Source organism: Natronomonas salsuginis, from assembly GCF_005239135.1.
Taxonomy (GTDB): domain Archaea; phylum Halobacteriota; class Halobacteria; order Halobacteriales; family Haloarculaceae; genus Natronomonas; species Natronomonas salsuginis.
In genome coordinates this window covers 259090-281306 of sequence record NZ_QKNX01000001.1, presented here as the reverse complement: position 1 = coordinate 281306, position 22217 = coordinate 259090, and the positions used below count along the sequence as shown (strand labels likewise).

General features: G+C 62.8%; 24 protein-coding genes, 2 tRNA genes and 1 other RNA gene. 15 read left to right on the top strand and 12 right to left on the bottom strand.

Annotation, left to right across the window (positions count from 1 at the left end; all coding sequences use genetic code 11):
• Positions 1–113: 113 nt before the first annotated feature.
• A tRNA-Arg gene (locus DM868_RS01645) sits at positions 114–188 on the bottom strand.
• Between the two features lie 95 nt (positions 189–283).
• Here DM868_RS01645 and DM868_RS01640 point away from each other — a divergent pair.
• Together DM868_RS01640 and DM868_RS01635 are read left to right on the top strand one after the other, a co-directional pair.
• Positions 284–1117: a geranylgeranylglycerol-phosphate geranylgeranyltransferase gene (locus DM868_RS01640; RefSeq protein WP_137275118.1), complete on the top strand. Its 834-nt coding sequence runs from the start codon at positions 284–286 to the stop codon at positions 1115–1117.
• A gap of 54 nt (positions 1118–1171) precedes the next feature.
• Complete coding sequence (locus tag DM868_RS01635) at positions 1172–1582, top strand: CoA-binding protein (protein WP_137275117.1); 411 nt, start codon at positions 1172–1174, stop codon at positions 1580–1582.
• Positions 1583–1610: 28 nt separating this feature from the next.
• Here the strand turns inward: DM868_RS01635 and DM868_RS01630 are convergent, their stop codons facing one another.
• Positions 1611–1937 (bottom strand): DUF5798 family protein, encoded by a 327-nt coding sequence (locus DM868_RS01630; protein ID WP_137275116.1) that lies wholly within the window; start codon positions 1935–1937, stop codon positions 1611–1613.
• A gap of 109 nt (positions 1938–2046) precedes the next feature.
• Between DM868_RS01630 and DM868_RS01625 the strand changes: the two genes are divergently transcribed.
• A complete protein-coding gene (locus DM868_RS01625; protein WP_137275115.1) occupies positions 2047–3069 on the top strand; it encodes a two-component system sensor histidine kinase NtrB in 1023 nt (340 codons plus the stop codon).
• A 23-nt stretch (positions 3070–3092) separates the two neighbouring features.
• On the opposite strand, the gene ffs is transcribed toward DM868_RS01625, so the two are convergent.
• The 7 genes from ffs to DM868_RS01590 all read right to left on the bottom strand — a co-directional run bounded on the left by ffs (position 3093) and on the right by DM868_RS01590 (position 7078).
• Positions 3093–3405: signal recognition particle sRNA (gene ffs, locus DM868_RS01620), an RNA gene on the bottom strand.
• Positions 3406–3499: 94 nt separating this feature from the next.
• Complete coding sequence (locus DM868_RS01615; RefSeq protein WP_137275114.1) at positions 3500–4402, bottom strand: mechanosensitive ion channel family protein; 903 nt, start codon at positions 4400–4402, stop codon at positions 3500–3502.
• Positions 4399–4647 (bottom strand): YhbY family RNA-binding protein, encoded by a 249-nt coding sequence (locus tag DM868_RS01610; protein WP_137275113.1) that lies wholly within the window; start codon positions 4645–4647, stop codon positions 4399–4401. Before DM868_RS01610 ends, DM868_RS01615 begins: the two co-directional genes overlap by 4 nt.
• Positions 4648–4694: 47 nt before the next feature.
• Positions 4695–4994: a ribonuclease P protein component 4 gene (locus DM868_RS01605; RefSeq protein ID WP_137275112.1), complete on the bottom strand. Its 300-nt coding sequence runs from the start codon at positions 4992–4994 to the stop codon at positions 4695–4697.
• A 65-nt stretch (positions 4995–5059) separates the two neighbouring features.
• Positions 5060–5401 carry a DUF5811 family protein gene (locus tag DM868_RS01600; protein ID WP_137275111.1) on the bottom strand — a complete coding sequence of 114 codons (342 nt, stop codon included), beginning with the start codon at positions 5399–5401 and terminating at the stop codon, positions 5060–5062.
• Positions 5402–5472: 71 nt separating this feature from the next.
• Positions 5473–5952: a pyruvoyl-dependent arginine decarboxylase gene (locus DM868_RS01595; RefSeq protein ID WP_137275110.1), complete on the bottom strand. Its 480-nt coding sequence runs from the start codon at positions 5950–5952 to the stop codon at positions 5473–5475.
• A 67-nt stretch (positions 5953–6019) separates the two neighbouring features.
• Positions 6020–7078 (bottom strand): aldo/keto reductase, encoded by a 1059-nt coding sequence (locus DM868_RS01590; protein ID WP_137275109.1) that lies wholly within the window; start codon positions 7076–7078, stop codon positions 6020–6022.
• Between the two features lie 177 nt (positions 7079–7255).
• Here DM868_RS01590 and DM868_RS01585 point away from each other — a divergent pair, with 177 nt between their 5' ends.
• Positions 7256–8161 carry an acyltransferase gene (locus DM868_RS01585; RefSeq protein ID WP_137275108.1) on the top strand — a complete coding sequence of 302 codons (906 nt, stop codon included), beginning with the start codon at positions 7256–7258 and terminating at the stop codon, positions 8159–8161.
• Between the two features lie 122 nt (positions 8162–8283).
• On the opposite strand, the gene DM868_RS01580 is transcribed toward DM868_RS01585, so the two are convergent.
• Entirely contained in the window at positions 8284–9270 is a 987-nt protein-coding gene (locus DM868_RS01580; protein WP_137275107.1) for an FKBP-type peptidyl-prolyl cis-trans isomerase, read from the bottom strand.
• Between the two features lie 92 nt (positions 9271–9362).
• On the opposite strand from DM868_RS01580, the gene cyaB reads away from it, so the two are divergent.
• From cyaB to DM868_RS01565, 3 genes are all read left to right on the top strand, one after another.
• Entirely contained in the window at positions 9363–9896 is a 534-nt protein-coding gene (cyaB, locus tag DM868_RS01575) for a class IV adenylate cyclase (RefSeq protein ID WP_137275106.1), read from the top strand.
• A 73-nt stretch (positions 9897–9969) separates the two neighbouring features.
• Positions 9970–11175 carry a methionine adenosyltransferase gene (locus DM868_RS01570; protein WP_137275105.1) on the top strand — a complete coding sequence of 402 codons (1206 nt, stop codon included), beginning with the start codon at positions 9970–9972 and terminating at the stop codon, positions 11173–11175.
• 45 nt (positions 11176–11220) lie between these two features.
• Positions 11221–11673: a DUF5804 family protein gene (locus DM868_RS01565; RefSeq protein ID WP_137275104.1), complete on the top strand. Its 453-nt coding sequence runs from the start codon at positions 11221–11223 to the stop codon at positions 11671–11673.
• Positions 11674–11724: 51 nt separating this feature from the next.
• Here the strand turns inward: DM868_RS01565 and DM868_RS01560 are convergent, their stop codons facing one another.
• Complete coding sequence (locus DM868_RS01560; protein WP_246048997.1) at positions 11725–12177, bottom strand: DUF5793 family protein; 453 nt, start codon at positions 12175–12177, stop codon at positions 11725–11727.
• Between the two features lie 174 nt (positions 12178–12351).
• Between DM868_RS01560 and DM868_RS01555 the strand changes: the two genes are divergently transcribed.
• The 7 genes from DM868_RS01555 to DM868_RS01525 all read left to right on the top strand — a co-directional run bounded on the left by DM868_RS01555 (position 12352) and on the right by DM868_RS01525 (position 19742).
• Positions 12352–14028: a type II/IV secretion system ATPase subunit gene (locus DM868_RS01555; protein ID WP_137275102.1), complete on the top strand. Its 1677-nt coding sequence runs from the start codon at positions 12352–12354 to the stop codon at positions 14026–14028.
• Entirely contained in the window at positions 14029–16062 is a 2034-nt protein-coding gene (locus DM868_RS01550; protein ID WP_137275101.1) for a type II secretion system F family protein, read from the top strand.
• 63 nt (positions 16063–16125) lie between these two features.
• Positions 16126–16758: a class I SAM-dependent methyltransferase gene (locus DM868_RS01545; protein ID WP_137275100.1), complete on the top strand. Its 633-nt coding sequence runs from the start codon at positions 16126–16128 to the stop codon at positions 16756–16758.
• Positions 16759–16853: 95 nt separating this feature from the next.
• A tRNA-Gly gene (locus DM868_RS01540) sits at positions 16854–16924 on the top strand.
• A 466-nt stretch (positions 16925–17390) separates the two neighbouring features.
• Positions 17391–17903 (top strand): halocyanin domain-containing protein, encoded by a 513-nt coding sequence (locus DM868_RS01535; protein WP_137275099.1) that lies wholly within the window; start codon positions 17391–17393, stop codon positions 17901–17903.
• Between the two features lie 51 nt (positions 17904–17954).
• Positions 17955–18542: a uracil-DNA glycosylase family protein gene (locus DM868_RS01530; protein ID WP_222845444.1), complete on the top strand. Its 588-nt coding sequence runs from the start codon at positions 17955–17957 to the stop codon at positions 18540–18542.
• A 165-nt stretch (positions 18543–18707) separates the two neighbouring features.
• On the top strand, positions 18708–19742 hold the full coding sequence (locus DM868_RS01525) for an MBL fold metallo-hydrolase (RefSeq protein WP_246048996.1): 1035 nt from the start codon (positions 18708–18710) through the stop codon (positions 19740–19742).
• Position 19743: 1 nt separating this feature from the next.
• On the opposite strand, the gene DM868_RS01520 is transcribed toward DM868_RS01525, so the two are convergent.
• Positions 19744–20928: a sensor histidine kinase gene (locus DM868_RS01520; protein WP_137275098.1), complete on the bottom strand. Its 1185-nt coding sequence runs from the start codon at positions 20926–20928 to the stop codon at positions 19744–19746.
• Positions 20929–21231: 303 nt separating this feature from the next.
• On the opposite strand from DM868_RS01520, the gene fen reads away from it, so the two are divergent.
• On the top strand, positions 21232–22215 hold the full coding sequence (fen, locus tag DM868_RS01515; RefSeq protein ID WP_137275097.1) for a flap endonuclease-1: 984 nt from the start codon (positions 21232–21234) through the stop codon (positions 22213–22215).
• Positions 22216–22217: the final 2 nt, after the last annotated feature.

Below are 22217 nucleotides of genomic sequence, written 5' to 3'. Positions count from 1 at the left end.
CACGACGGAGGAGACCGCGATGACGGGACATAATGAACTCTACTCCAATAGAGGGGAAGAGTTTAAATACACCCCGCCGCCGTCTGTTGACTCCTAGGTGTTATGCGGCAGGATGGGCGCTGCAGGATTTGAACCCGCGGCAACTTGGTCCGAAGCCAAGCACTCTGTCCAGACTGAGCTAAGCGCCCGTACGACTCCGTATCCACCACCGCCGCTTAAGTCCCTTGGTTTGCGATCGGAAAAAGTCGCGGTGCTTATACCGCAGGCCGGGGACGGGCCGGATATGAAAACAGCCCGCGGGGCGATCGAGCTGATGCGGCCGGGGAACGCCATCGCGGCGGGCGGCCTGACGTTCATCGGTGCGTTCGTCGCGGGGGGAGCGGGGACGCCCGTACTCGCGTCACTCGCCGTTCTCGCGACGACATTCGCCACCAGCGGCGGGAACGCGATCAACGATTACTTCGATCGAGAGATCGACGCGATCAACCAACCGAACCGACCGATCCCGCGAGGAGCCGTGCCGCCGAATATCGCGCTCGGATTCAGCGTCGCGCTGTTTATTGGCGCCATCGCACTCACCCTTCTCCTCCCGCTTGCGGCGATCGTCATCGCGGTGATAAACCTGATCGCACTGGTCGCGTACACGGAGCTATTCAAGGGCCTGCCGGGGGTCGGAAACGCACTGGTCGCGTATCTGACCGGGAGCACGTTCCTCTACGGTGGCGCGGCGGTCGGCGGCGACCTCAGGACCGTTCTCATTCTCTTCGTCCTCGCGGCGGGCGCGACGATGGCGAGAGAGATCGTCAAGGACGTCGAAGATATCGAGGGCGACCGCGAAGAGGGGCTGAACACGCTCCCGATCGCAGTGGGGAAACGGCCGGCGCTCTTTGTCGCGGCCGTGTTCGTTGGATTCGCCATCGTCGTGAGTCCGGCCCCGTACCTGCTCGGGACGTTCGGGAGCACGTACCTCCTCGTGTTGGCCCCGACGATCGCGGGACTCGTAGCTGGGATGTACCGATCTTTCACCGATCCGACTCGCGGGCAGTCGTTGCTCAAGGCGTCGATGTTTCTCGCGGCGATCGCGTTCGTCATCGGGCGGATCGCTGTGGTCGTCTGAGCGCTCGGCACCGCGTCGGTGCGGTTTTTATGCCTCCGTTGCGTAGCGTCGGTTATGCCCGTCGAAAGTGACGACGAACTGCGGGAGATCTTCGAGCTCGAAACGATCGCCGTGGTCGGCTGTTCGGCGACGCCACACAAACAGGCCCACGCGATCCCGAAGTTCATGCGTGATCGCGGCTACGAGATCATTCCGATCAACCCCTATGCCGACGAGATATTCGGCGTCGAACCGTACGATTCGCTCTCCGACGTCGAGGCAGAGATCGACATCGTCGATATCTTCCGGCCGAGCGACGAGGTCGCCGAAATCGCCGACGAGGCGATCGAACGCGACGACGTGAAAGTCGTCTGGACCCAACTCGGCATCCGCGATCGAGAAGCCGGTGAGCGCGTCGAGGCGGCCGACAAACGGTACGTCGAGGACCGATGTCTCAAGGTTGAATACCAACGACTGATGGGGTAGATTTAGTCAAGTAGACCGCGAGAGGGAATCATGACGCGTCGGTGCGGGATTCAGCGTCGGGAATCGAATCCGTCGCGTCATCACCCACTTCGTCGCAACCTTCCGGTTCGGCCTCCTCGATCGCGGTTTCTGTGAGGAGTTCGTCGACGTCGATCCCTTCTGAGTCGGCGAGCGCTTCGATGATCGCGGTCTGGCCGTCGACCTTGTTTTCGAGCGTGGCAACGCGTTTGTCGGTCTCTTTGACCGTCTCGTGTACCTCGAGCATCTGCTCGCGGAGTTCGCTGATCCGGCTGTACAGTTCTTCACCCATGTCTGCGACCTTCTGAAGCTTTCTGGTCGCGCCTCCGAGTCCCATACCGCCTGGTTTGTCTCGGCCCGTTGTGTGCCTTGCGGTCGGGTCGGGCGGTCGAACGCGGTTGGATACTGGATAAAGTTTCATAAGTGATATTAACGAACACAAAGTGATGGGTAACACGCCCCGAGACGAGCTAGAGATGGAACTCCTCGCCGAGATGGTCGAGGCGGTCGGCGTCGGCGTCGCGATCTACGACGACAGCGGTCGATACCAGTACGTCAACGAAGCCTACGCTGACATCCTCGGGACAGATCGCTCGTCGCTCACCGGTATCGGCATCTGGAAGGTCGTACCTTCGTTCAGACAGGAGCGCTTCGAGGACTACTGGAGTTCCTTCGAGGACGGTGAGACGCGCCTCGCGGAGACCGAACACCTCATCGATGGAAACTCGACACCGGTGAGCACACTTACGACTCGACGCCGAATCGGCGGGAAAGCGTACAACTTTGGGACGATCCGAGATCGCACCGAGCGGAAACGGCGTGAACAGGAACTAAGCGAGAAAAACGAACGGCTCGAGGCATTCGCCGGGATCGTCTCCCACGACCTCCGGAATCCGTTAAGCGTTGCAACGGGGTATCTCGAATTGCTTCAATCCGACGTTGATCGGGACGAGATCGAATTGATCGAGAGCGCGCTCGATCGGATGGACACTCTCATCGAGGATCTGTTGACGCTGGCTCGCGAAGGCCGTTCGGTGCGTAATACCGAGCACGTTTCCATCTCGGCCGTGGCAAACGACGCTTGGAAGCAGATCGAAGCACGTGACTCGAGTTTCGAAGCCGATTGTGAGGGGACCGTCGTCGCTGATCGGGGACGGATCCAGCAGCTGCTAGAGAATCTCTTTCGGAATTCGATCGAACACACCGACGCTTCGGTAAGTGTCCGGGTCGATCGACTCGACGCCGATGAGGGCTTTTTCATCTCGGACAACGGGCCCGGAATCCCCGAATCGGAGCGCGAGCGAATCTTCGATCCAACGTACTCGACGGACGAAAACGGAACCGGCTTCGGATTAGCCATTGTCACCGAGATCGCCTCGGCACACGGCTGGTCGATTACTGTCACCGAGAGTATCGAGGGCGGCGCGCGATTCGAGTTCCGGACGTCGGAGTCGCCCCAACAGCAGTGACTAGCCGATAAAGATCGAATGAATGGTGGACCCGGGGGGTGCCCGGCCCGCTCGATACGGGGAGTCCCGCGTGCCTCCTCCACCCCGCGACCCTACGGGCGACAGCTGTTCGCGGGCCCGCTGCTCACTTCCGTGCCTGACGGATTACCCGCGGTTAACCGCGCCCGAACGTCCCTGCAGACGCTGGCACACGGACCGCTGCCCTCGTAGGACGAGGCTTCGACGTTAGCTTGCGGGGCCCGCACCGATTGGTCCGGACGTACCCCGGCTTCGGTCCCCGCTAAAGACCATAGCGCGGGTTGTGAGCGGGGCCTAACCGCCCGACCTAGTCCGTTTCGGACTAAACGACTCCGACATAAGGATCTTTCGGCTCCCAACCGGTCGCTGTCGGTCGATCGGGCGCGATACACGCGACGGAAAACGGGAGCGGCTACTCGCCCGCGACCGGACCTTCGGCGATATCGATGCCGCCGGTCAGGGTTCGGTGCGGATAAGGGATATCGATACCCGCCGCATCGAATCGCTCTTTGACCCGCTGGACGTACTCGGCGCGGGTTTTGACGAAGTCGGCGCGCGACGGGTCTTCGATCCAGATCCTCGATTGGAGCCCGACCGACGAGTCGCCCAGTTCCGTCAGCCGAACGGACGGCTCCGGATCGTCCATGATTCCCGGATGATCCCGCGCCTCCTCGAGGATGATGTCCGTCGCGGCCTCGATATCGTCATCGTATCCGATCCCGAAGACGAACTTGAGTCGGAGCTTCTTCGCGTCAACGGGATTCTTGACGACGTTATCCGTGAGTTGGTAGTTCGGAACCGTCAGCAGTTCGTTGTCGAACGTTCGGACTCGGGTGATGCGGAGACTGATGTCCTCGACGACGCCGACATTGTCGTGCCACTCGATCCAATCGCCGATCCGGAACGGCTTTTCCGTGAAGATGAACACGCCCGAGACGAAGTTCTTCAGTACGTCCTGCATAGCGAACCCGATGGCCAGTGTCGCCGCGGCGGCGATCGTGGCGAGCGAACGCAGGAAGCCGTTGTACCCCGCGGCCCCGAACGCGATGGTGATCCCGACGAACAGATACAGAATCCAAGCGAACCGCCGTATCGGCGTCCGGGCGTGTCGGTCCAGGTCTCTCGAATTCAGCAGGCGATCGAGAAGTGGAAGAACCCCCCGCTTGCCGAGCAGATACAGCACGATGAATGCGGTGACGAAGAGAATGCCGCCGACGATCGCGTCACCGGCGGACGCGGCGATCTCCGGCGGGACGCCGAACGCTTCGAGCTGCTCGCCGAGCCACGTGCTTACGCCGTTTTGCAGCGCGATCATCGACTATACACGGCCGTGTGGCCGCGCGTCTGGACGAGTTCGGCGCTCGTCCGCTCGGCGAGTTCTTCGGCGAGCGAGTCGGTCGTGGTTCCGCCCCGAGCCGCTCGAAGGAACTTCACCTTCACGAGGTCCGCCCCCATCAACTGATCCGACAGTTCGTCGGTGACTGGATCGAGCCCGGACTTTCCGACCCAGACGGTTACGTCGAGGTCGTGTATTTTCGCTTTTCGATCGCGCTGCGACATACCCGCGGTTCGGTTCGCGCTCATAAAAATCTGACACATTCGATCGGCTACACGGCGTCGTCGCTGTCCGGCCGACGATACGGGTATCGTGCGTGTCCCCCACAACCACACGTCACGACGACGTGGCCGTCACGGGTCCGAACGCGGGCGTTTCGACCGGGGACGAGATACGCATCACACCGATCGCACGTGAACCGCTTGAACCGGCGCGGGAGCGCAATCCGGTTTCGCTCGGCGATCCGTCGTGCGCGACGCACGTATTGCCGGGCGAGATCCGCTTCGCCAGCGCGGGCCGCATCCCGCGCGAGTTCGGTCAATCGATCGATGCGTTCCTCGGCGACGCTCACGCTCTCGGGTTCTCGTCGGATGCACAAAGACGTTCTGCAACGCCGACAGCGGACTGCAGCGACGATCAGCTCGCGGAGCTGTGGGTGTCTCTGGTGGCGTGTTTCGCCTCGAACACCGCGCTCGCGGCGAGATCGCGTGCCAGCGAATCGACGGCATCGGCGTCGGCGTTTTCCGGATCTATACCCGCCGAAACGACGGATCCAACGGGGGGTTGGACCGCGATCGTGGCCCGGAGCGACCCGTCGTCGCCGTCGGAGATCTCGCCACCGACAACGAACTCATCGGAGAGCAACTCCCGTGTCGACGCTGCGACACTCGCGAGTTCCCGTCGGAGCGTTCGACGACGCTCGGGTGTCGGCTGGGCATCGGCCGTCGGCGAGCCGGCGTATGGCGTGTTCCCGTGCATTGGACGGCTCCGGCTACAGGGGATGTGAATAAAAAGCCGTCGGCTTCACTGTTATTCGGTGTCACGGACACTTAGAGGATCGACCCACTCTCACCGTACACCGCGAGGACGACCGCCGTCGTATGCCGATTCGGGCTCGACTCGGCGACGACGGTCCGCCGCCCGTCGTCCTCGAACGCCCAGTCTCGAAGCTCCCTTCCGGCAGCGAGGCCGGCGTCGATACGGCTTCGAACCGCGTCGGGGTCCGTCCCGGACGTCTCGTAGAAGATTCCCGGGCCATTCGCCTCCCGCGACCAGCCAAGGCTCGCGACCGCCGGCTCTACGTTCCCTGGTGCGATGGTCGATCGTCCCTCGACGACGGTCAGCCGCTCGCCCGGTGGTCCAAGATCCGGTGCCTCGCCGACGACCTCGATCTCCGCGTTTGCCGGGATCACCGACGAGACGGAGACGAGATTGTAGTTGTGGACGTTCGCGGCCGCGAGCGCGGCGTCGTAGGAGGCCATCGCCGTCGGCCCGGCTGCGGTTCCCCAGACGATCCGAATGCGTCCCATTGTCCAGAGATCGGCGACGGGCGAATAAAAACGTCGGGAAACGATCCAGGGACCGTCCCGATCGCGTTCAGCTTCCAGCCGACAGCTTGTCGAGTCCGGCGGCATCGATGTCTTCGCCCCCGACGGACGACCGGAGCGCGTCCATCCCGTCGTTGCGATCGATGCCGAAGCCGTCGGCGTACAGCGCCTGCACGCGGTCGTACTCGTCGTCCGAGAGCGCGGGAACGTCGCTCGCCGCGGCCCACTCGTCGATGTCCTCGCGCGTCCGGAACGTCGGCGTTACTGTCGCGACCGAGTCGTGGTACAGGAGCCACTGGAGCGCCGCCTGTGCCATCGTCCGCTCGCCGTCGCGCTCGAGGAACCGAAGCGTTTCGAGTTTCTCCCACCCCGTTTCGTACCATTCGTCGGGGCGGTACGCGCGGTGATCCCCCTCGCCGAGTTCCGTTTCGGGGCGCACCTGCTCGTTCAACAGGCCCGACGAGTGCGGGACGCGCGGGATCAGACTCGTCGTCGATCCGGTCCGCTCGATCGTCTCGAGAAAGTGGTTTCCGACCTCCTGTTCGAAGGCGTTCCAAACGAGTTGAACCGAGTCGAACTCCTCCTCGATCGCCATGTCGCCCTCCGCGAGCCAGCCGATCGACGGCCCAAGCGCCCAGCCGACGGCGTCGATCCGGCCCGCTGATTTGAGATCGTCGAGCAACGCTAGCACCTCGGCGTCGACCTCGTCGACGTTCGCGTTGTGCAACTGGAGCACGTCGATCCGTTCGAGCCCGAGCCTGTCGAGTGATCTCTCGAAGGCCTCCTCGAGGTAGTCACGATCCATCTCCTTGGGCAACTCGCCGTGTCCGGCCTGCGGGTTGTTGTAGAAGTCGTAGCCGATCTTCGTCGCGACGGTCACCTCGTCGCGAACGCCCTCGAGCGCGCGCCCGATCAGCTCCTCCGAGGCGCCGTGCCCGTACACATCGCCGGTGTCGAAGTAGGTGATTCCTTGGTCGATCGCGTACTGGACCATCTCGATCGCTTCCTCGTCGGTTCTGTCGCCCCACCAGTCGCTACCGACGACCCACGCGCCGAAGCCGATCTCCGAAACCTCGACCCCGGACGTCCCGAGCGTTCGGTGATTCATACGCCCTCATTGGAGGGCGTCCCACTTATCGCTCGTGGTTCGTCCCACGACGCTGGAAACGTTCGGGACCGGGTTTCGTCGGGAAGGCCCATGATTTCCTCGCCCCGGTCGTGGGTACAGTCGGTCGTCCATACCTCGACAGCAATCCATAACAACCACGCAGTCCTCGGGAGAGATATGACGAAGCGCCACGTCTCGCTGCCGGTCGACGCCGAGGAAGGACTCAAGGCGTTCATCTCCGGAGTGGATAACCGGCTGTCAAGCGACGAAGACACGTGCGCCGTCGTCGAGGACGTCCTCGTCGACCTCCACGGCGATCGGGAGGCCTATGAGCGGTGGCAGGCGGGTGAGGATGTTTCGGCGGCCCAACGGGTTCGACTACAGGGATACGACCCGTGTAACGCCACGCTCGAAAGCGAGTACTACGCCGAGAAGGACGAGGACGCGTTCAAGCGGTCGAAGCACCTCCAGTGGCTCTGGCGGCAGTTCGACGCCACGCCGATGGCGGACAACGTCGAGTTCGCGCTCCGGTTTCGGCAGATGCTCGCGAACCATCTCTTCGACGAGTGCGGCGACGGCTGTCGGTTTTTCAAGGGGATCACCTTCACGTACGGCCACAACATCTCCGTCGGTGACAACGTCGTCATCCACGACGACGCCCACCTCGACGACCGCGGCAGATTGACCATCGGTGACCGCGTGTCGATCTCCGACGGCGTCCACATCTACAGCCACGATCACGATATCGTCGACCAGACCGCCGTCGACAACTACCACACCACCATCGAAGACGATGTGCGGATCACCTTCGATGCCATGGTTCGAGCGGGCTGTAAGGTTGGCGAGAACTCGATCGTTGGGGCACGGAGCGTCGTCCAATCTGACGTTCCCGCTCACCACGTCGTCGTGGGGCAACCAGCCCAGAGCGTTCGCATCAAGCCCGGATGGGAAGATGTCGCCGAACCGCTCGACGGAGACCACCCGGACGGCCGCGCGGATCGACAGATCGAGTACGACCTCCCCGACGATCTCGACCAGTTCGACGAGTTCCAGCGGGATCTCGATCCCACGAGCGGTCGCTGAGACGCAGGTCTTAGTTCCCAGTGGTGTGCCGGCTGTTTCGTGTTGCCCCGTGGCTGATCCCCTGTTTCGCGTTATGCGCCGCTCACCACCGACTCAAAAAATACGTCAAAACGGAGTTCGCGTTATTCGAGCTCTTCGGCGATCTCGTCGGCATCGATGTCGGCCTCTTCGAGCGCCTCCTCGATGTCGACATCGTCAGGGACGCCGCCACCGCCCATGCCGCCCATCATGCCGCCCATACCCATTCCCATGCCGGCCCCGTCGAGGACCTCCTGGATCAGGATTCGATCGATGTCGGTGAGGTCGACGAGCTGTTGGGCGATCTGCTGCTTTTGCATCATCCACTGCTGATTCATCGACAACTGCGGCGTCGATTCCACGTAGAGGGTGCGCTTTTCGACGGTCTCGGTGACCGTCTCGGGTTCGTCGTCCCCGTCTTCGTCGTCCTCGTCGGGTTCTTCGACGCGCGTCTCCTCGACCTCGTCGTCCTCGATCCACATCTCGAGATCGATGTCGAGGAACATGTTCAGCAGACCGCGGGCCTGTTCGAGATCATCGTCGACTTCCTCAAGCAGCTCGTACTCGTACTCGATGTCCTCGCCGGCGAGCGGATGGTTAAAATCAACGCGCGCGCGACCGCCGATGATCGTCTCGAGGACGCCCTGCTGGCCGTCGATCTGGACGCGTGCGCCGGGGAACCGGTCATCTTCGCCGATCTTGTCCGCTGAGACGGTTCGGACTTCGGACTCGTCATAGGTGCCGAACGCTTCCTCGGCGGTGACGACGACGCTACCGGTGTCACCGACCTCCTTACCGCGGATGTCGTCTTCGACCGCGGCGAAGAGGTGACCCTCTCCCAACACGATGACGCGGGGACTGAACTCGCCCTGGTCGGCGACGCCCTCCTCCTCGGCGACTTCCTCGTCGGTCGTGTCGACGAGTTGGTCGTCTTCGACCGTCCGGGCGGTGTAGGCGATACGGACGAAATCCCCGTCCTGAAGCCCTTCGACTTCGGCCTCCTCGGACGATTCTTTCTCCTCGGTCTCGGGTTCGGTTACTGCTTCGTCGACCGCTTCGGTCTCCTCGACCTCATCGGATTCATCGCTCATACTCCCCACGACAGCCGTCGCACCCTTAACAATCACGTTTCGACACGATCGAAGTCATTGCACTTTTCAAGCCCTGTAGCGTCGAATTTGGCATGTACGAGGTCGAATTGAAGCTTCGAGCCGACCACGGCGAACTCCGCGAGCGGCTGGCGGCGATCGGTGCCGAGCTGATGGGGACGGTCACGCAGGTCGACACCTACTACGACCATCCCGTTAGGGACTTCGCCGAAACCGACGAAGCCCTCCGGATCCGGCGCGAAACGGACGAGTCCGGCGAGAGCGTAAAAGTCACCTACAAGGGACCGCTCGTCGACAGCGCCTCGAAGACACGTGAGGAACGCCAAACCGGCGTGGGCGACGGGGAGACGATGGCGGCGATCCTCGAGTCCGTCGGATTCGAGCCGGCCGCGACGGTCGAAAAGGCTCGCGAACGGTTCCGCTGTGGCGAGTACACGGTGACGCTCGATCGGGTAGCGGGACTCGGCGAGTTCATCGAGGTCGAAACCGAAGCGGAGGAGATCAATCCGGCGCGCGAGGGCGCAATCGACCTCCTCGAAAGCCTGGATCTGGATCCCGAGTGCGGCATCCGCCGATCGTATCTCGGGCTTCTCCTCGATGCGAACTAAATGCACTGTAGTAATTTAATGATGTAGTTTGGTTTCCGTAAGTTATAGAACCGACCGAAAGCAAGGGGAGGTAATGACTGACCGAAACATTCGCGTCGAGCCGGTCGTCGGTCGCGCGGTCGAAGCCCAGGACGTCGAGATCGTCGAGCGGAAGGGGTTGGGCCATCCGGACTCCCTGTGCGACGGGATCGCAGAGCACGTCTCACAAGCGCTGGCCCGCGAGTACATCGACCGAGTCGGGAAGGTTCTCCACTACAACACGGACGAAACACAACTGGTCGCAGGCAGTTCGGCCCCGGAGTTCGGCGGCGGCGAAGTCGTCGATCCGATCTATCTTCTCATCACCGGTCGGGCGACGAAGGAGTACGAGGGGACGAAGATCCCAGCCGAGACGATCGCTCTCCGGGCCGCCCGCGAGTACATCCACGAGCAGTTCCCCTTCATCGAGTACGGCGTGGATATCATCGCTGACGTGAAACTCGGCGAGGGATCCGGCGACCTTCAAGAGGTGTTCGGCGAGGACGGCAAACAGATCCCGATGTCGAACGACACCTCCTTCGGCGTCGGTCACGCGCCGCTGACCGAGACCGAACGCATCGTCCTCGAGACGGAACGGCAGCTCAACGGTCGATACAGCGACGACAATCCCGCCGTCGGTCAGGATATCAAGGTGATGGGCAAACGCGAGTCGGACACCATCGACGTGACCGTCGCCGTCGCAGTCGTCGACAGTTACGTCGCCGATATCGACGAGTATGACGAAACAATCGACGGCGTTCAGACGTTCGTCGAAACCCTCGCCGCCGACTACACCGACCGCGACGTTCGAGTCCACGTCAACACCGCCGACAACTACGAGGAAGACTCGATCTATCTGACCACGACCGGTACGAGCGCCGAGCAGGGTGACGACGGCTCCGTCGGCCGCGGTAACCGCGCGAACGGGCTCATCACGCCGAACCGTTCGATGTCGATGGAGGCCACCTCGGGGAAGAATCCCGTCAACCACATCGGGAAGATCTACAACTTGCTCTCGACGGAGATCGCTCGGACGGTCGTCGCTGAGGTCGACGGCATTCTCGAGGCTCGGATTCGACTCCTCTCGCAGATCGGCCAGCCGATCGACCGCCCGCACGTCGCCGACGCGAGCCTCGCGACGGACGATGGCATCGAAGTGGGCGATATCGAGGACGATGTCACCGCGATCATCGATTCGGAGCTCGAAAACGTCACCGCGATCACCGAGCGCGTGATCGCCGGCGAGCTGACGACGTTCTGATCGGGGGAACGAAACCGCTTTTTCGGTCGGTCCGTATGTCGATCCATGACGCGAGTGTGTCTCGTCGGCGACGACGACGTCGAACTGCGATACGAACTCGTCAGTCGCGAGACCTCGCGGGACGCGCTCGCGACCTACGACCTCGCAACCCCCTACGAGAACTCGATCTCCCTGGAGACCGTCTCGCTCGGCGCGGCCGTCGCGCTGTTGAACGATCTCAACTGGTATCTGGTCCGATTCGTCAACGAAGCGCTCGTCTTCGAACCGTCGGTGAGCGACGAGGAGTGGCTCTCGCGGGCGCTTGCGATCGCCATTCGCGACGACGAACTCGACCACGCCGATTCCGGACGATTTCTGAAGATCTTCGGCGTCGACGACGGCCGGCTGCTCGAACCGATGTTCGTCGCGCGGACCGGGCCGGAACTCCCAGCGTACGACCTCCACGACGTGAGCGAAACGCTCGTCATTCGGGTCACAGAGTCGGAGTTCGGGGCGTGAGTGCCGATCGCGGTCCGATCGCCTTCGGGCTCGGATCTCGACGCACCCAGTTCAGATCTCGACGCCGCTCGGGATGAGGCTTCGGTCGCGGAGTATCTCGCCGCTCTCGCCGTACACCAACAGCGTCGATTTGTCGTACGCCGCGAGCCGTTCCTCGCCGTCGGTTTCGATCACGAGTCGGTAACCGCCGATCCCGTCGTGATCGCTGCGGTCGGAGGCCTCTGCGGTGACGGCGAAGATCGAATCGGCATCGACGTCAACTTCGAGGATATACTCGCCCGTGACCCGATCCGTAACGGCGAGGACGCCCATCACGTCGGTCCCGGCAGCGTCTCGGATCCGGTAGGTGACATCGATCCCATCGTCGTCGATCACTCGGTCCTCGGGGTCGAGGCGCGTTTCGAGTTCCGACCTCGGCCCCTCGTAAGTCACGCGTATGACTGGCCGTCCCGATTCGTCGGCGGTCGCGCCCGTCGTGCTCAAGGTGAAATAGTCACGGCGCATCCCTGCTTGCAAACGGGTACGTTCGCTGGACGCATGAACGTAACGCCCCCGTCAGGACTCTCAGTCCCCGCGGTGACCACGACGAAAATCCGTACCGGTCAACGTCGATTGTGCGCAGCCGAACGCAGCGGAGCTTTATTTCGTCGGCTCGCATACGGTCCGTTGACCGAGCCGATGAACGGACACGAGCCGTTGAATTCCGACCCCGACCGCGACGAGCGCTCGATTCGCGAGCGACTCGCGCGGTCGATCGAGACACTTCGCGGATCGACGGTCCCGGACGCGCCGTATCGGCCACGAGAACACGGACATGTCGTCGGAGATCGGACGTTCGAGGACCGCGAAGTCGAACGGTACTGGCTGAACGCCCCGTTCTCGTACGCCGCCGTGACGCACGACGACGACCTGAATCAGTACCACTATCACGTCGTCGAGCCGGAGCTCGATCGCTTCGAGCGCGACCTCCTCGAGATGCTGTACGACGACGTTCGGGTATCGCTGCTGTACACCACGCGGGACGGTGACCCCCAGGAGGTGCTCCGGTCTTCGCTTCGGGATCGGCTCGAACGATACGGCGTTGAAGTGGCTGCGGATGGATTCTACCGGCTGTATTACTATCTCTACAGGAGATTTCAGGGGTTCGGAGCGCTCGATCCGCTGATGTACGATCCGCGGATCGAGGACATCTCGTGTGACGGCTACGGGATCCCGCTGTACGCCTACCACGACACCTACCAGGACATCGAGACGAACGTCTCGTTCGAGCGCACGGAACTCGACAGCTACATCGTGCGGATGGCACAGCAGGCCGGGCGACATATCTCCGTCGGCAACCCGATCGTCGAGACGACGCTTCGGGACGGCTCCCGCGCCGAGTTGGCGCTCGGCGAAGAGGTGACACCGCACGGGTCAGCGTTCACGGTGCGGAAATACAGCGACGAGCCGTTCACACCGATCGATCTGATCGACGTCGGAACGTACTCGATCGAACAGATGGCGTACCTGTGGCTCGCGATCGAGCACAACAGAAATCTCGTGTTCGCCGGCGGGACGGCATCGGGGAAGACGACCTCGATGAACGCCATCTCGATGTTCATTCCCCCGCGATCGAAACTGATCACCATCGAGGACACCCGTGAACTGTCGCTGCACCACGACAACTGGCTGTCCTGTGTGACGCGTGAGCGACTCGACGAGGGGGCCGACGTGACGATGTACGATCTCCTGCGGTCGGCGCTCCGGCATCGCCCGGAGTACATCATCGTCGGCGAGGTCCGTGGCGAAGAAGCGATCACGCTGTTTCAGGCGATGAACACCGGCCACACGACGCTCTCGACGATGCACGCGGATTCGGTACAGACCGTCATCAACCGACTGGAAAACGAGCCGATCAACGTCCCCCGGCCGATGGTCCAATCGCTGGACGTTCTCTGCGTCCAGACGCTCGCCCGCGTCGGCAACGATCGCATCCGACGCGCGGAGACGATCGCCGAGATCGAAGGTATCGATCAGCGAACCGGCGAACTCGACTACACGGACGCATACCGGTGGGACTCGTCGACGGATCGGTTCGAGGAAGGTAGCAAAACGCTCACCGAAGAGATACGGGCCGAGCGCGGCTGGTCGAAATCCGACCTCTTGAGAGAACTCAATCGACGGCGGCAGTTCCTCGAGTTCCTCCACGAACGGAACATCTCACAGTATCAGCAGTTCACAGCGATGGTGGATCGGTACTACGCTGCCCCCGACGAGGTGATGGAGCGGATCGAGAACGCCGAATCGGATCCGAACCCGACGAGAACGCCCGACCCCGAGACGGCCTCGGACGGGAAGGGCAGGCGGGGCGGGTGAATGCTTGCGTTGCTACCACTCGCGATCGTGCTCGTCGTCCTCTCGGTGTTCGTTGTGGCAGCGTTCGACGATCGAATCAACGCGTGGCTCGCCCGGATATCAATCGCCGCGTTCGGCGATCGGGGAGCCGAATCCGAGATCAAACGGACCCGTCTCCTTCGGGCCGCGTCGATCGGGACGCCGTATCGCGAGTACGCCGCGAAGACGCGGCTATACTCGGTGGGCGTCGGCCTCTGCGGTGCGATCGCTGGTGTCTACGTGGGTGCCGCGGTGGTCACCATCGTCGGTGCATTCCGAGATGGGCGCGGGCTAATAGTGGAACCGGCGGTGTTCGATGTGTCGTCGCTCGGGGGATCGACGCTCGCGATGGCATCGGTGATCGGGCTTCTCATCGGTGGGATGACGGCGTTCGCGATGTACGCGGCCCGGTGGCGACTTCCGTTAGTTCGCGCCGATGCCCGTCGCCGTCGGATCGAGGCCGGATTACCGCGCATGGTCGCGTTCACGTACGCACTCACCCGGGGCGGCATGTCGTTTCCCGACGTGCTTCGGACGATATCGGCGAACGAGCGAGTGTTCGGCGAGAGCGCGGCGGAGGTGAGGATCGCCGTCCGCAACATCGACCTGTTCAACGTCGACATCGTGACGGCGATACAGGACCTCTCGGACACCACGCCCTCGGAGCAGTTCGGGACGTTCACGGAGAACCTCTCCAGCGTACTCCGAAGCGGCGGTGACGTTTCGGCGTTTCTTCGCGAACAGTACGAGCGCTACCGCGAAGAGGCAGAGGATCAGCAGACGGAGATCCTCAACGTTCTCGCGACGACCGCGGAGGTGTACGTGACCGTCGTCGTCGCCGGGATGTTGTTTCTGGTCACGATACTGTTGATAATCGGACTCACTGTCGGCGATACGTTGATCATCATCCGAGTACTCGCCTACGTCGTCATCCCGGCCGGGAACGTCCTCTTTCTCGCGTATCTGCTCGATATCACGCGACCGTTGCGAGTCACCGGGGACGCGCGACTGGACAGCGACGAGAACCCCGAAACGCGACGCGCCATCCGATCGGTCGAAACCGACGGCGGCTACACGCGGCCGAAATCTGCGGTCAACCACGGTCGATTGATCGCCTACCGGCGACTTCGATCCCTCCGTGAGACGCTCGCTACGCCGCTCGAATCGTTGGTTGCTCGGCCACGGCTCGTGCTGTACGTGACGGTCCCACTCGTCGTCGTCGCGACCGCTGCTCGGTCGCCCGCCGTATTCGCCGATGGCACCGTTGACGTTCGCGTTCTCGACGATTTTCTGGTGCAGGGTGCCATCGCGTTGATTGGAACGTTCGCGATCGTGTACGAGTACAGCAAGCGACGGCTCAAACGGCTCGAGGGGGCGCTTCCGGACCTGTTGGAGCGCCTCGCCAGCCTCAACGAATCGGGAACGTCGATCGCCACGTCCTTCGACCGCGTCCGAGAGAGCGACGTGGGAGCGCTGGACGACGAGGTCGACCGCATCTGGCGGGACATGCGGTGGGGATCAACCGCCGAGCGTGCGCTGTTGCGGTTCGAAACGCGCGTTCGGACGCCATCGATCACCCGTGTCGTCACGCTCATCACGAACGCGATGAACGCCTCGAACGAGATCGGACCGGTCCTCCGCATCGCCGCCGATCAGGCTCGGTCCGACATCCAACTTCGCAGACAGCGAACCCAAGAGATGTTCACGTACGTGGTCGTCGTCTACGTCTCGTTTCTCGTCTTCCTCGTCGTCATCGCGGCGCTCGAGTACGTCCTGATACCGAGCCTCCCGGACGTGAGCGCACTGGGTGAGAGAGCGAGTGCGACACCGATCGGTGGGTTCGCGGACGTCGACCGGGACGCCTACCGGCTCGCGTTTTTCCACACCGGATTGATCCAGGCGGGACTCTCGGGGCTTGTCGCCGGCGTCATGGGTGGCGGCGCGATCGAGGACGGGTTGAAACACGCGGCCATCATGCTCTCGATCACGTACGTCGTGTTGACGGTCTTCGGCTGAGCGGGGCCGACGGCACCCGGCGCGCATCGCCGTGCTCTTATTCGTGGCACCGAAACGGCGGACATGAACGACCGGCCGGGCGTGCGGGACACGTACGATCGGATCGCCGCCCACTTCGCGAAGACGCGAGAGTACCCCTGGCCGGAGGTCGAATCCTTCTGCGCCGGTCGGTGCGCGGACACCGGGCTCGACGTGGGCTGCGGAAACGGCCGCCACACCGAACTGCTCACCGAGCACGTCGACCGGGCTGTCGGCCTCGACGCGAGTCGCGAACTGCTTTCGATCGCACGCGGGCGGGCTCCGGACGCGACGTTCGTCGAAGGCGACGCCGCGACGCTGCCGATCGCGAGCGATACCGTCGGGATCGCCGTTTTTGTCGCGACGCTTCACCATCTCCCGGATCGGCGGCTCCGACGGCAAAGTCTGGACGAAATCGCGCGTGTGTTGACGCCGGACGGTGCCGCGCTCGTCAGCGCGTGGAGCACCGCTCACGATCGCTTCGAGGCGGACGCGAACGCGGACTCGGGCTTCGATACCGAAATCGATTGGACGCTTCCCGGCGGGGAGGTCGTCCCGCGATACTACCACATTTACGCGCCCGCGGAATTCGACGCGGATCTCGATGCGAGCAATCTCGTCGTCGTCGACTCGTTCGTGTCGAGCGGGAACTGCTATGCGGTCGTCGAAGCAGCGTGACCGTAATAAACACGCGCCACGCACCGAAAGTGTGGCGTCGGTCAGTGGAGAGGAACGAAAAGATCCTTATACGGCGTGATGGTACGGCCTAATGTGCGCCGGTGGTCTAGTGGTAGGACCTGAGCCTTCCAAGCTCATGGCCCGGGTTCAAATCCCGGCCGGCGCACTCCCTTCCGGTCGTTTGCCGCCCGACTTCTCGTTCGTTTCACTCACGAGAATCCCGGCCGGCGCATTTCTCGAACGAAGTGAGAGAAATCGCCGAGGGGATTTTGAACTCCGGAAGTCGCAGCCCGCGCAGCGAATGGGGTGCGTTCGCCCACTCGCGACGTAGACTGAATCTGTGACTAGCGTAGGCGACTCCTGGACAGCACGAGTAGGAACCGGAGTAGCCGCCCACAAACGGCCGCTCGACAGAATCTCTGCTCGATATATTACACGTCTTATTTCCCGACATCTGGCTGGGTTTATCAATATTATTTGACAGTCAAGAAGGAAGTGTATAACAAAAAGACTATATCATATATACGTGTAGTTAGGAGGTTTCTAACGGTTATTCAGCCGAATTGAAAGGGAGTCGTTGACATGGCTCAACGGGTGTTTATGTATCCTCAGTCCGTACATTAGGCTTGTATATGAAAGAGTTCAGCCGACGTCGATTCGTACTCGGTACAGCTGCCGCCGCGGCGACTGGTGCCCTCGCGGGATGTTCGGGCAACGGTGGCGGAAACGGGAATGGAAACGGGAATGGAAACGGTAACGGCAACGGTAACGGCGGTAGCAGCGGTCCGACCGGTCGCGCCGAGACGTTCCTCAGCGAGAACGAGGCCAACACCTACGATGGCATGGAAGACATGACCGGTCAAGACGAGGTCATCGTCGACACCGGTGCCGGTGACGGCTTCGCGTTCTCCCCCGCTGGAATCGTCGTCGACGTCGGGACGACGGTCGTCTGGGAGTGGACTGGCGAAGGTGGCGGCCACAACGTCTCATCCGAGATGGACAGCGACTTCGAGTTCGAGAGCGAGCGAACCGACGAGGCTGGTTTCACCTTCGAGCAGACCTTCGACGAGGCTGGTGCCGCGCTGTACGTTTGTGTCCCCCACCGCGCACAGGGGATGTACGGCGCTGTCGCCGTCGAAGAGTAACGTCGATCGACATCCACGCCGTTTTTATTACCCACTCGCCTACTGACAGGTGTGGAGCGAGTAACGGATCGCGTTTCGAACCCCTTCGGTATGCGCGCCCCCGGCGAACCGGCGGTGTACGGCTACGGCGACGCCAACGCGGATTTTCACGTGATCGGCGCTGACGCGGAGACGCACGGCGGAACCGAAACCGGCGTCCCGTTCACCGATTCGCTCGCCGGCGAGCGGCTCCAGTCGGTGCTTCATGCCGTTGGCTTCGCCGCAGAACCCTACAGCGACGCGCCGGAGTTGACGAACTGCTATCTCTCGTATCTCAGGATATCCCCCGGTGATCCCGACGATCTCGAACGGTACATCGACGCCGAGCTGCGCGCGTTGAACGCGCACATCCTTCTCCCGATCGGCGACGAGGCGCTGGAGTACGTTCTCGCGGAGTTCACCACGCAGGCTCGTTCCGTGCCGGCCGACTCGACGCGGTTGCACGCCTCGGAGATCAGAGGTCGTGGGTTCCTCGTCATTCCGGTTCGGGAACCCACAGAGTGGGTTTCCGGTGACGAGGCGGCACTGGCCGATCGCCTCGAAGCGATCTTGGACAGCGACTATCGCCAGACGAAGGGCGTCGCGACGCGAATCGGCTAATCGCCGCATGACCGACGGGATTCCGGCACGCGAAACGTTTTGTGCTATCGAAGTCCCTCTCTTGGGTATGGAAATCACCTTCGAGTTCCGCACGGCGCTTCGAACCGCCATCGACCGGATCGTCGACGAGACGGATCACGTCGGTCCAGCGATGGCGGTGATGCGATGAGCGATCCAGCGCTCGGATTCGAGTTGGGCGTCCTCTCGCTCGGCAACACGGCGTTCGAGGGGAACAACAGCACGTACCTCCTCGGCCTCGAGCCGAACGCCACCACGACACTGATCGATACGGGTATCTCGATACCCGAAACGCGCCAGGAACTTCGCGACGGACTCGGTCGATACGACCTGTCGTTTTCCGATATCGAGCGGATCCTCTTGACGCACCATCACGCAGACCACGCCGGGCTGACGGGCGAGATTCAGGCCGAAAGCGGGTGTCAGGTCTTCGCCCACGAGGCCGACGCACCGCTCATCGCACACGATCCCGACGCGGTAGCCGCGGAGTCGGATCGGATGCAGCGGGTGATCGACGAGTGGGGGATGCCGGACGGAAAGCAGGCGGAACTGCTCGCATTTCTCGACTCGACGTCCGATGTCCGCGGAGCGGCTCCGGACGTGACGACGTTTTCCGACGGCCGGACGTTCGACCTCGGCTCGGTCGAACTGGAGGCGGTCCACATGCCGGGGCACGCGGCTGGACTCGCAGGTTTCGCGTTCGAGGGGCGCGACGGCGAGGAGGTGTTCAGCGGCGACGCGCTGTTGCCGTACTACACGCCGAACGTCGGTGGCGCGGACACGCGCGTCGAGATGGCACTCGAGGCGTACCTCGAAACGCTCGTTCGGATCATCGATCGCGGGTACACGCGCGCGTGGCCCGGCCACCGCGGGCCGATCATCGATCCAGCCGGGCGGGCGGCGGACATCGTCGTTCATCACCGCGAGCGGACCGAGCGAGTGCTCTCGGTGCTCGATGCCGGCTCGGCGACGCCGTGGGAGGTCAGCGCCGAACTGTTCGGCTCGCTCTCGTCGATCCACATCCTCCACGGGCCGGGCGAAGCGTTCGCCCACCTCGAACATCTCGCGGCCGCGGACGTGGTATCGAAAACCGGTCGGGCGTTCGAGCGGGTCGATCCGAACCCGGATCTCGATTCGCTGTTCCCGGACGTATCCGACGCGCTGGGGCCCGCTGGGAGATGAACTACGACGAACTGTTGTCGATCGCTGCGCGCGGGAACCGCAGCTGAAACCGTGTCCCGTTGGGCGAGCGGTCAGACATCGAAATACTGCCGTCGTAACTTTTGACGAACTTTCTCACGAGATAGAGACCGATTCCGTCCCCCGGGCTCACGTCACCTCGGACGCCGGGATCGAAAAGGTCTTCGCGAACGTCGTCCGGGATTCCGACCCCATCGTCCTCGATGGCGACCTCCACCGCGTCGTCGACGACAGAGCCCGTAACGGTGACTGTGAGATCGTCGGACGGGTTGTGAACGACGGCGTTCTCCAGGAGGTTTCTGAACACGTCACCGACGAACCGATCGCATTCGACGTACAGCTCGTCGGTAAGTTCCACGCACAGATCGACGTCGGGGACATCGGCGCGGACGATGTTCGCCTGCTCTCGAATGACCGACGAGAGATCGACGCGGTCGAAGCTTGTATCGCCCGTCTCCGATTCGAGCACCACGTTCGCCGTCTCGAGGAGTCGCTCTATGTTCGCCGCCCGCTCCTCGATCGCCTCGGATGGCGTGGGTGAGGGATCGAAGGTCGACGGCCTGATCGAGCGGGCGTGGTTCGAGATGGCAAAGAGGTGGTTGCCGATGTCGTGGTCGAGCAACCGCAGCAGAAAGACCAGCGTCTCCTCGCGGGTTTCCTTCTGTGAGACGAGTTCCCGATTTCGGATCGCTTGTCCCCGATTCAGTCCGACGAGGACCCCGGCCGCGGCCCCGACGGATCCGATGAGGACGAGTTCGTTCAAGATCCCCAAGAGGTTAGCTCCCGCTCTGAGTTCGGGGAGGGCCCGCCAGACGGCCAGAAGACCCATGAACGCCGCGCCGCCGAAACACCACTTGACGGCGGTGACGCACTGGTGTATGGAAAACTTGTTGCGAGCGATACTGACGCCCGCCATCATGACGACGTAGCCGAACAGCACGTGAACGATGATGCCCAACACGGCCTGATTGAGCGCCGTCGTCTGCGGTCGTATCAGCACGAACCACAGCGTCAGTCCCGCGACGGCGAACGCGACGCCGACCGTCACGAGCAGTGCGACAAAAAACGTTCGCCGCTGGCGATCGAACATCAGCGAGCGAGGCTCCGTGATGGGGGCGCGGAGCGTTGTCTTCGAGCGGAGTCGATGAATCGAATCACGGTTGCTCACCGCTGAGAATCGTCCGTTGGGGGTCGACGTTGAGTGTCGCCCGCCGCTCGAGTCGGCGCGTGCCGATCCGGCGTCACAGCCGACGATCGATCGCCCCACGAGTCGAGCGCCAGCGATTCGTCGGTTCGTTGAATCCGGTTATCGAGAGCGCACGCACACATGAACACCCCTACCGCACGAGGGCATACCGTCGTTGTGCGTAATTCGAGGTTCGTTTCGTCGCTCGAAACGGACCGTGCCCGGTGCGAGTCGCTTCGCGGACGGGTCGGCGGATTCAAACCCCACCCACCCCAATGGGGTCCAATGGGTAATGCGGATCTCAGGCAGTTGGCGGTGATCGAGCCCAAGCCGTTCGCGGAGCTCACCGGTTCGGTCGTGGCGATCGATGCCCACAACTGGCTCTATCGGTATCTGACGACCACCGTCCGGTTCACGTCGAGTTCGATATATACGACTCACCAAGGGGTCGAGGTGGCGAACCTCATCGGCGTCGTTCAGGGACTCCCGAAGTTCCTCGAAGCAGACATGACACCGATCTTCGTCTTCGATGGCGGGGTCACTGAGCTGAAGACCGACGAGGTCGAGAGCCGTCGAAACCAACGCGAGCGGTACGAATCGGAGCTCGAAGCGGCACGGGCGGGCGAAGCGGACGCGGCGGAAATATCGACGCTCGAATCCCGAACCCAACGGCTGACCGAGACGATCCAAGAGACGACCCGGGAGTTATTAAAACTCCTCGACGTTCCGATCGTTGAGGCACCGGCAGAAGGGGAAGCGCAAGCGGCGCACATGGCGCGGTACGGCGACGTCGATTACGCCGGTTCGGAGGACTACGACACGCTCCTGTTAGGCGCGCCGTACACGCTTCGGGGGCTGACAAGCAGCGGTGACCCCGAGTGTATGGATTTCGAGCGGACGCTCGAATCGCTCGAGCTGACCTGGGAGGGACTCGTCGACGCCGCGATCTTGATGGGGACGGACTTCAACGAGGGGATCGCGGGTGTCGGGCCGAAGACCGCCGTGAAGCTCGTTCGCGAGCACGGCGATCTGTACGGCGCACTCGACGCGCGCGGCGAATCGATCCCGCACGCTGACCGGATCCGCGCGATGTTCTTGGATCCGGCGGTCACGGACGAGTACGGCTACGACACGGATATCGACCCCGATATCGACGCCGCTCGAACGTACGTCACGGAGCAGTGGGAGATCCCGGCCGACGAGGTCGAGCGGGGGTTCGAGCGGATCGAGGACGCCGTCGTCCAAACCGGGCTCGACCGCTGGAGCTAATT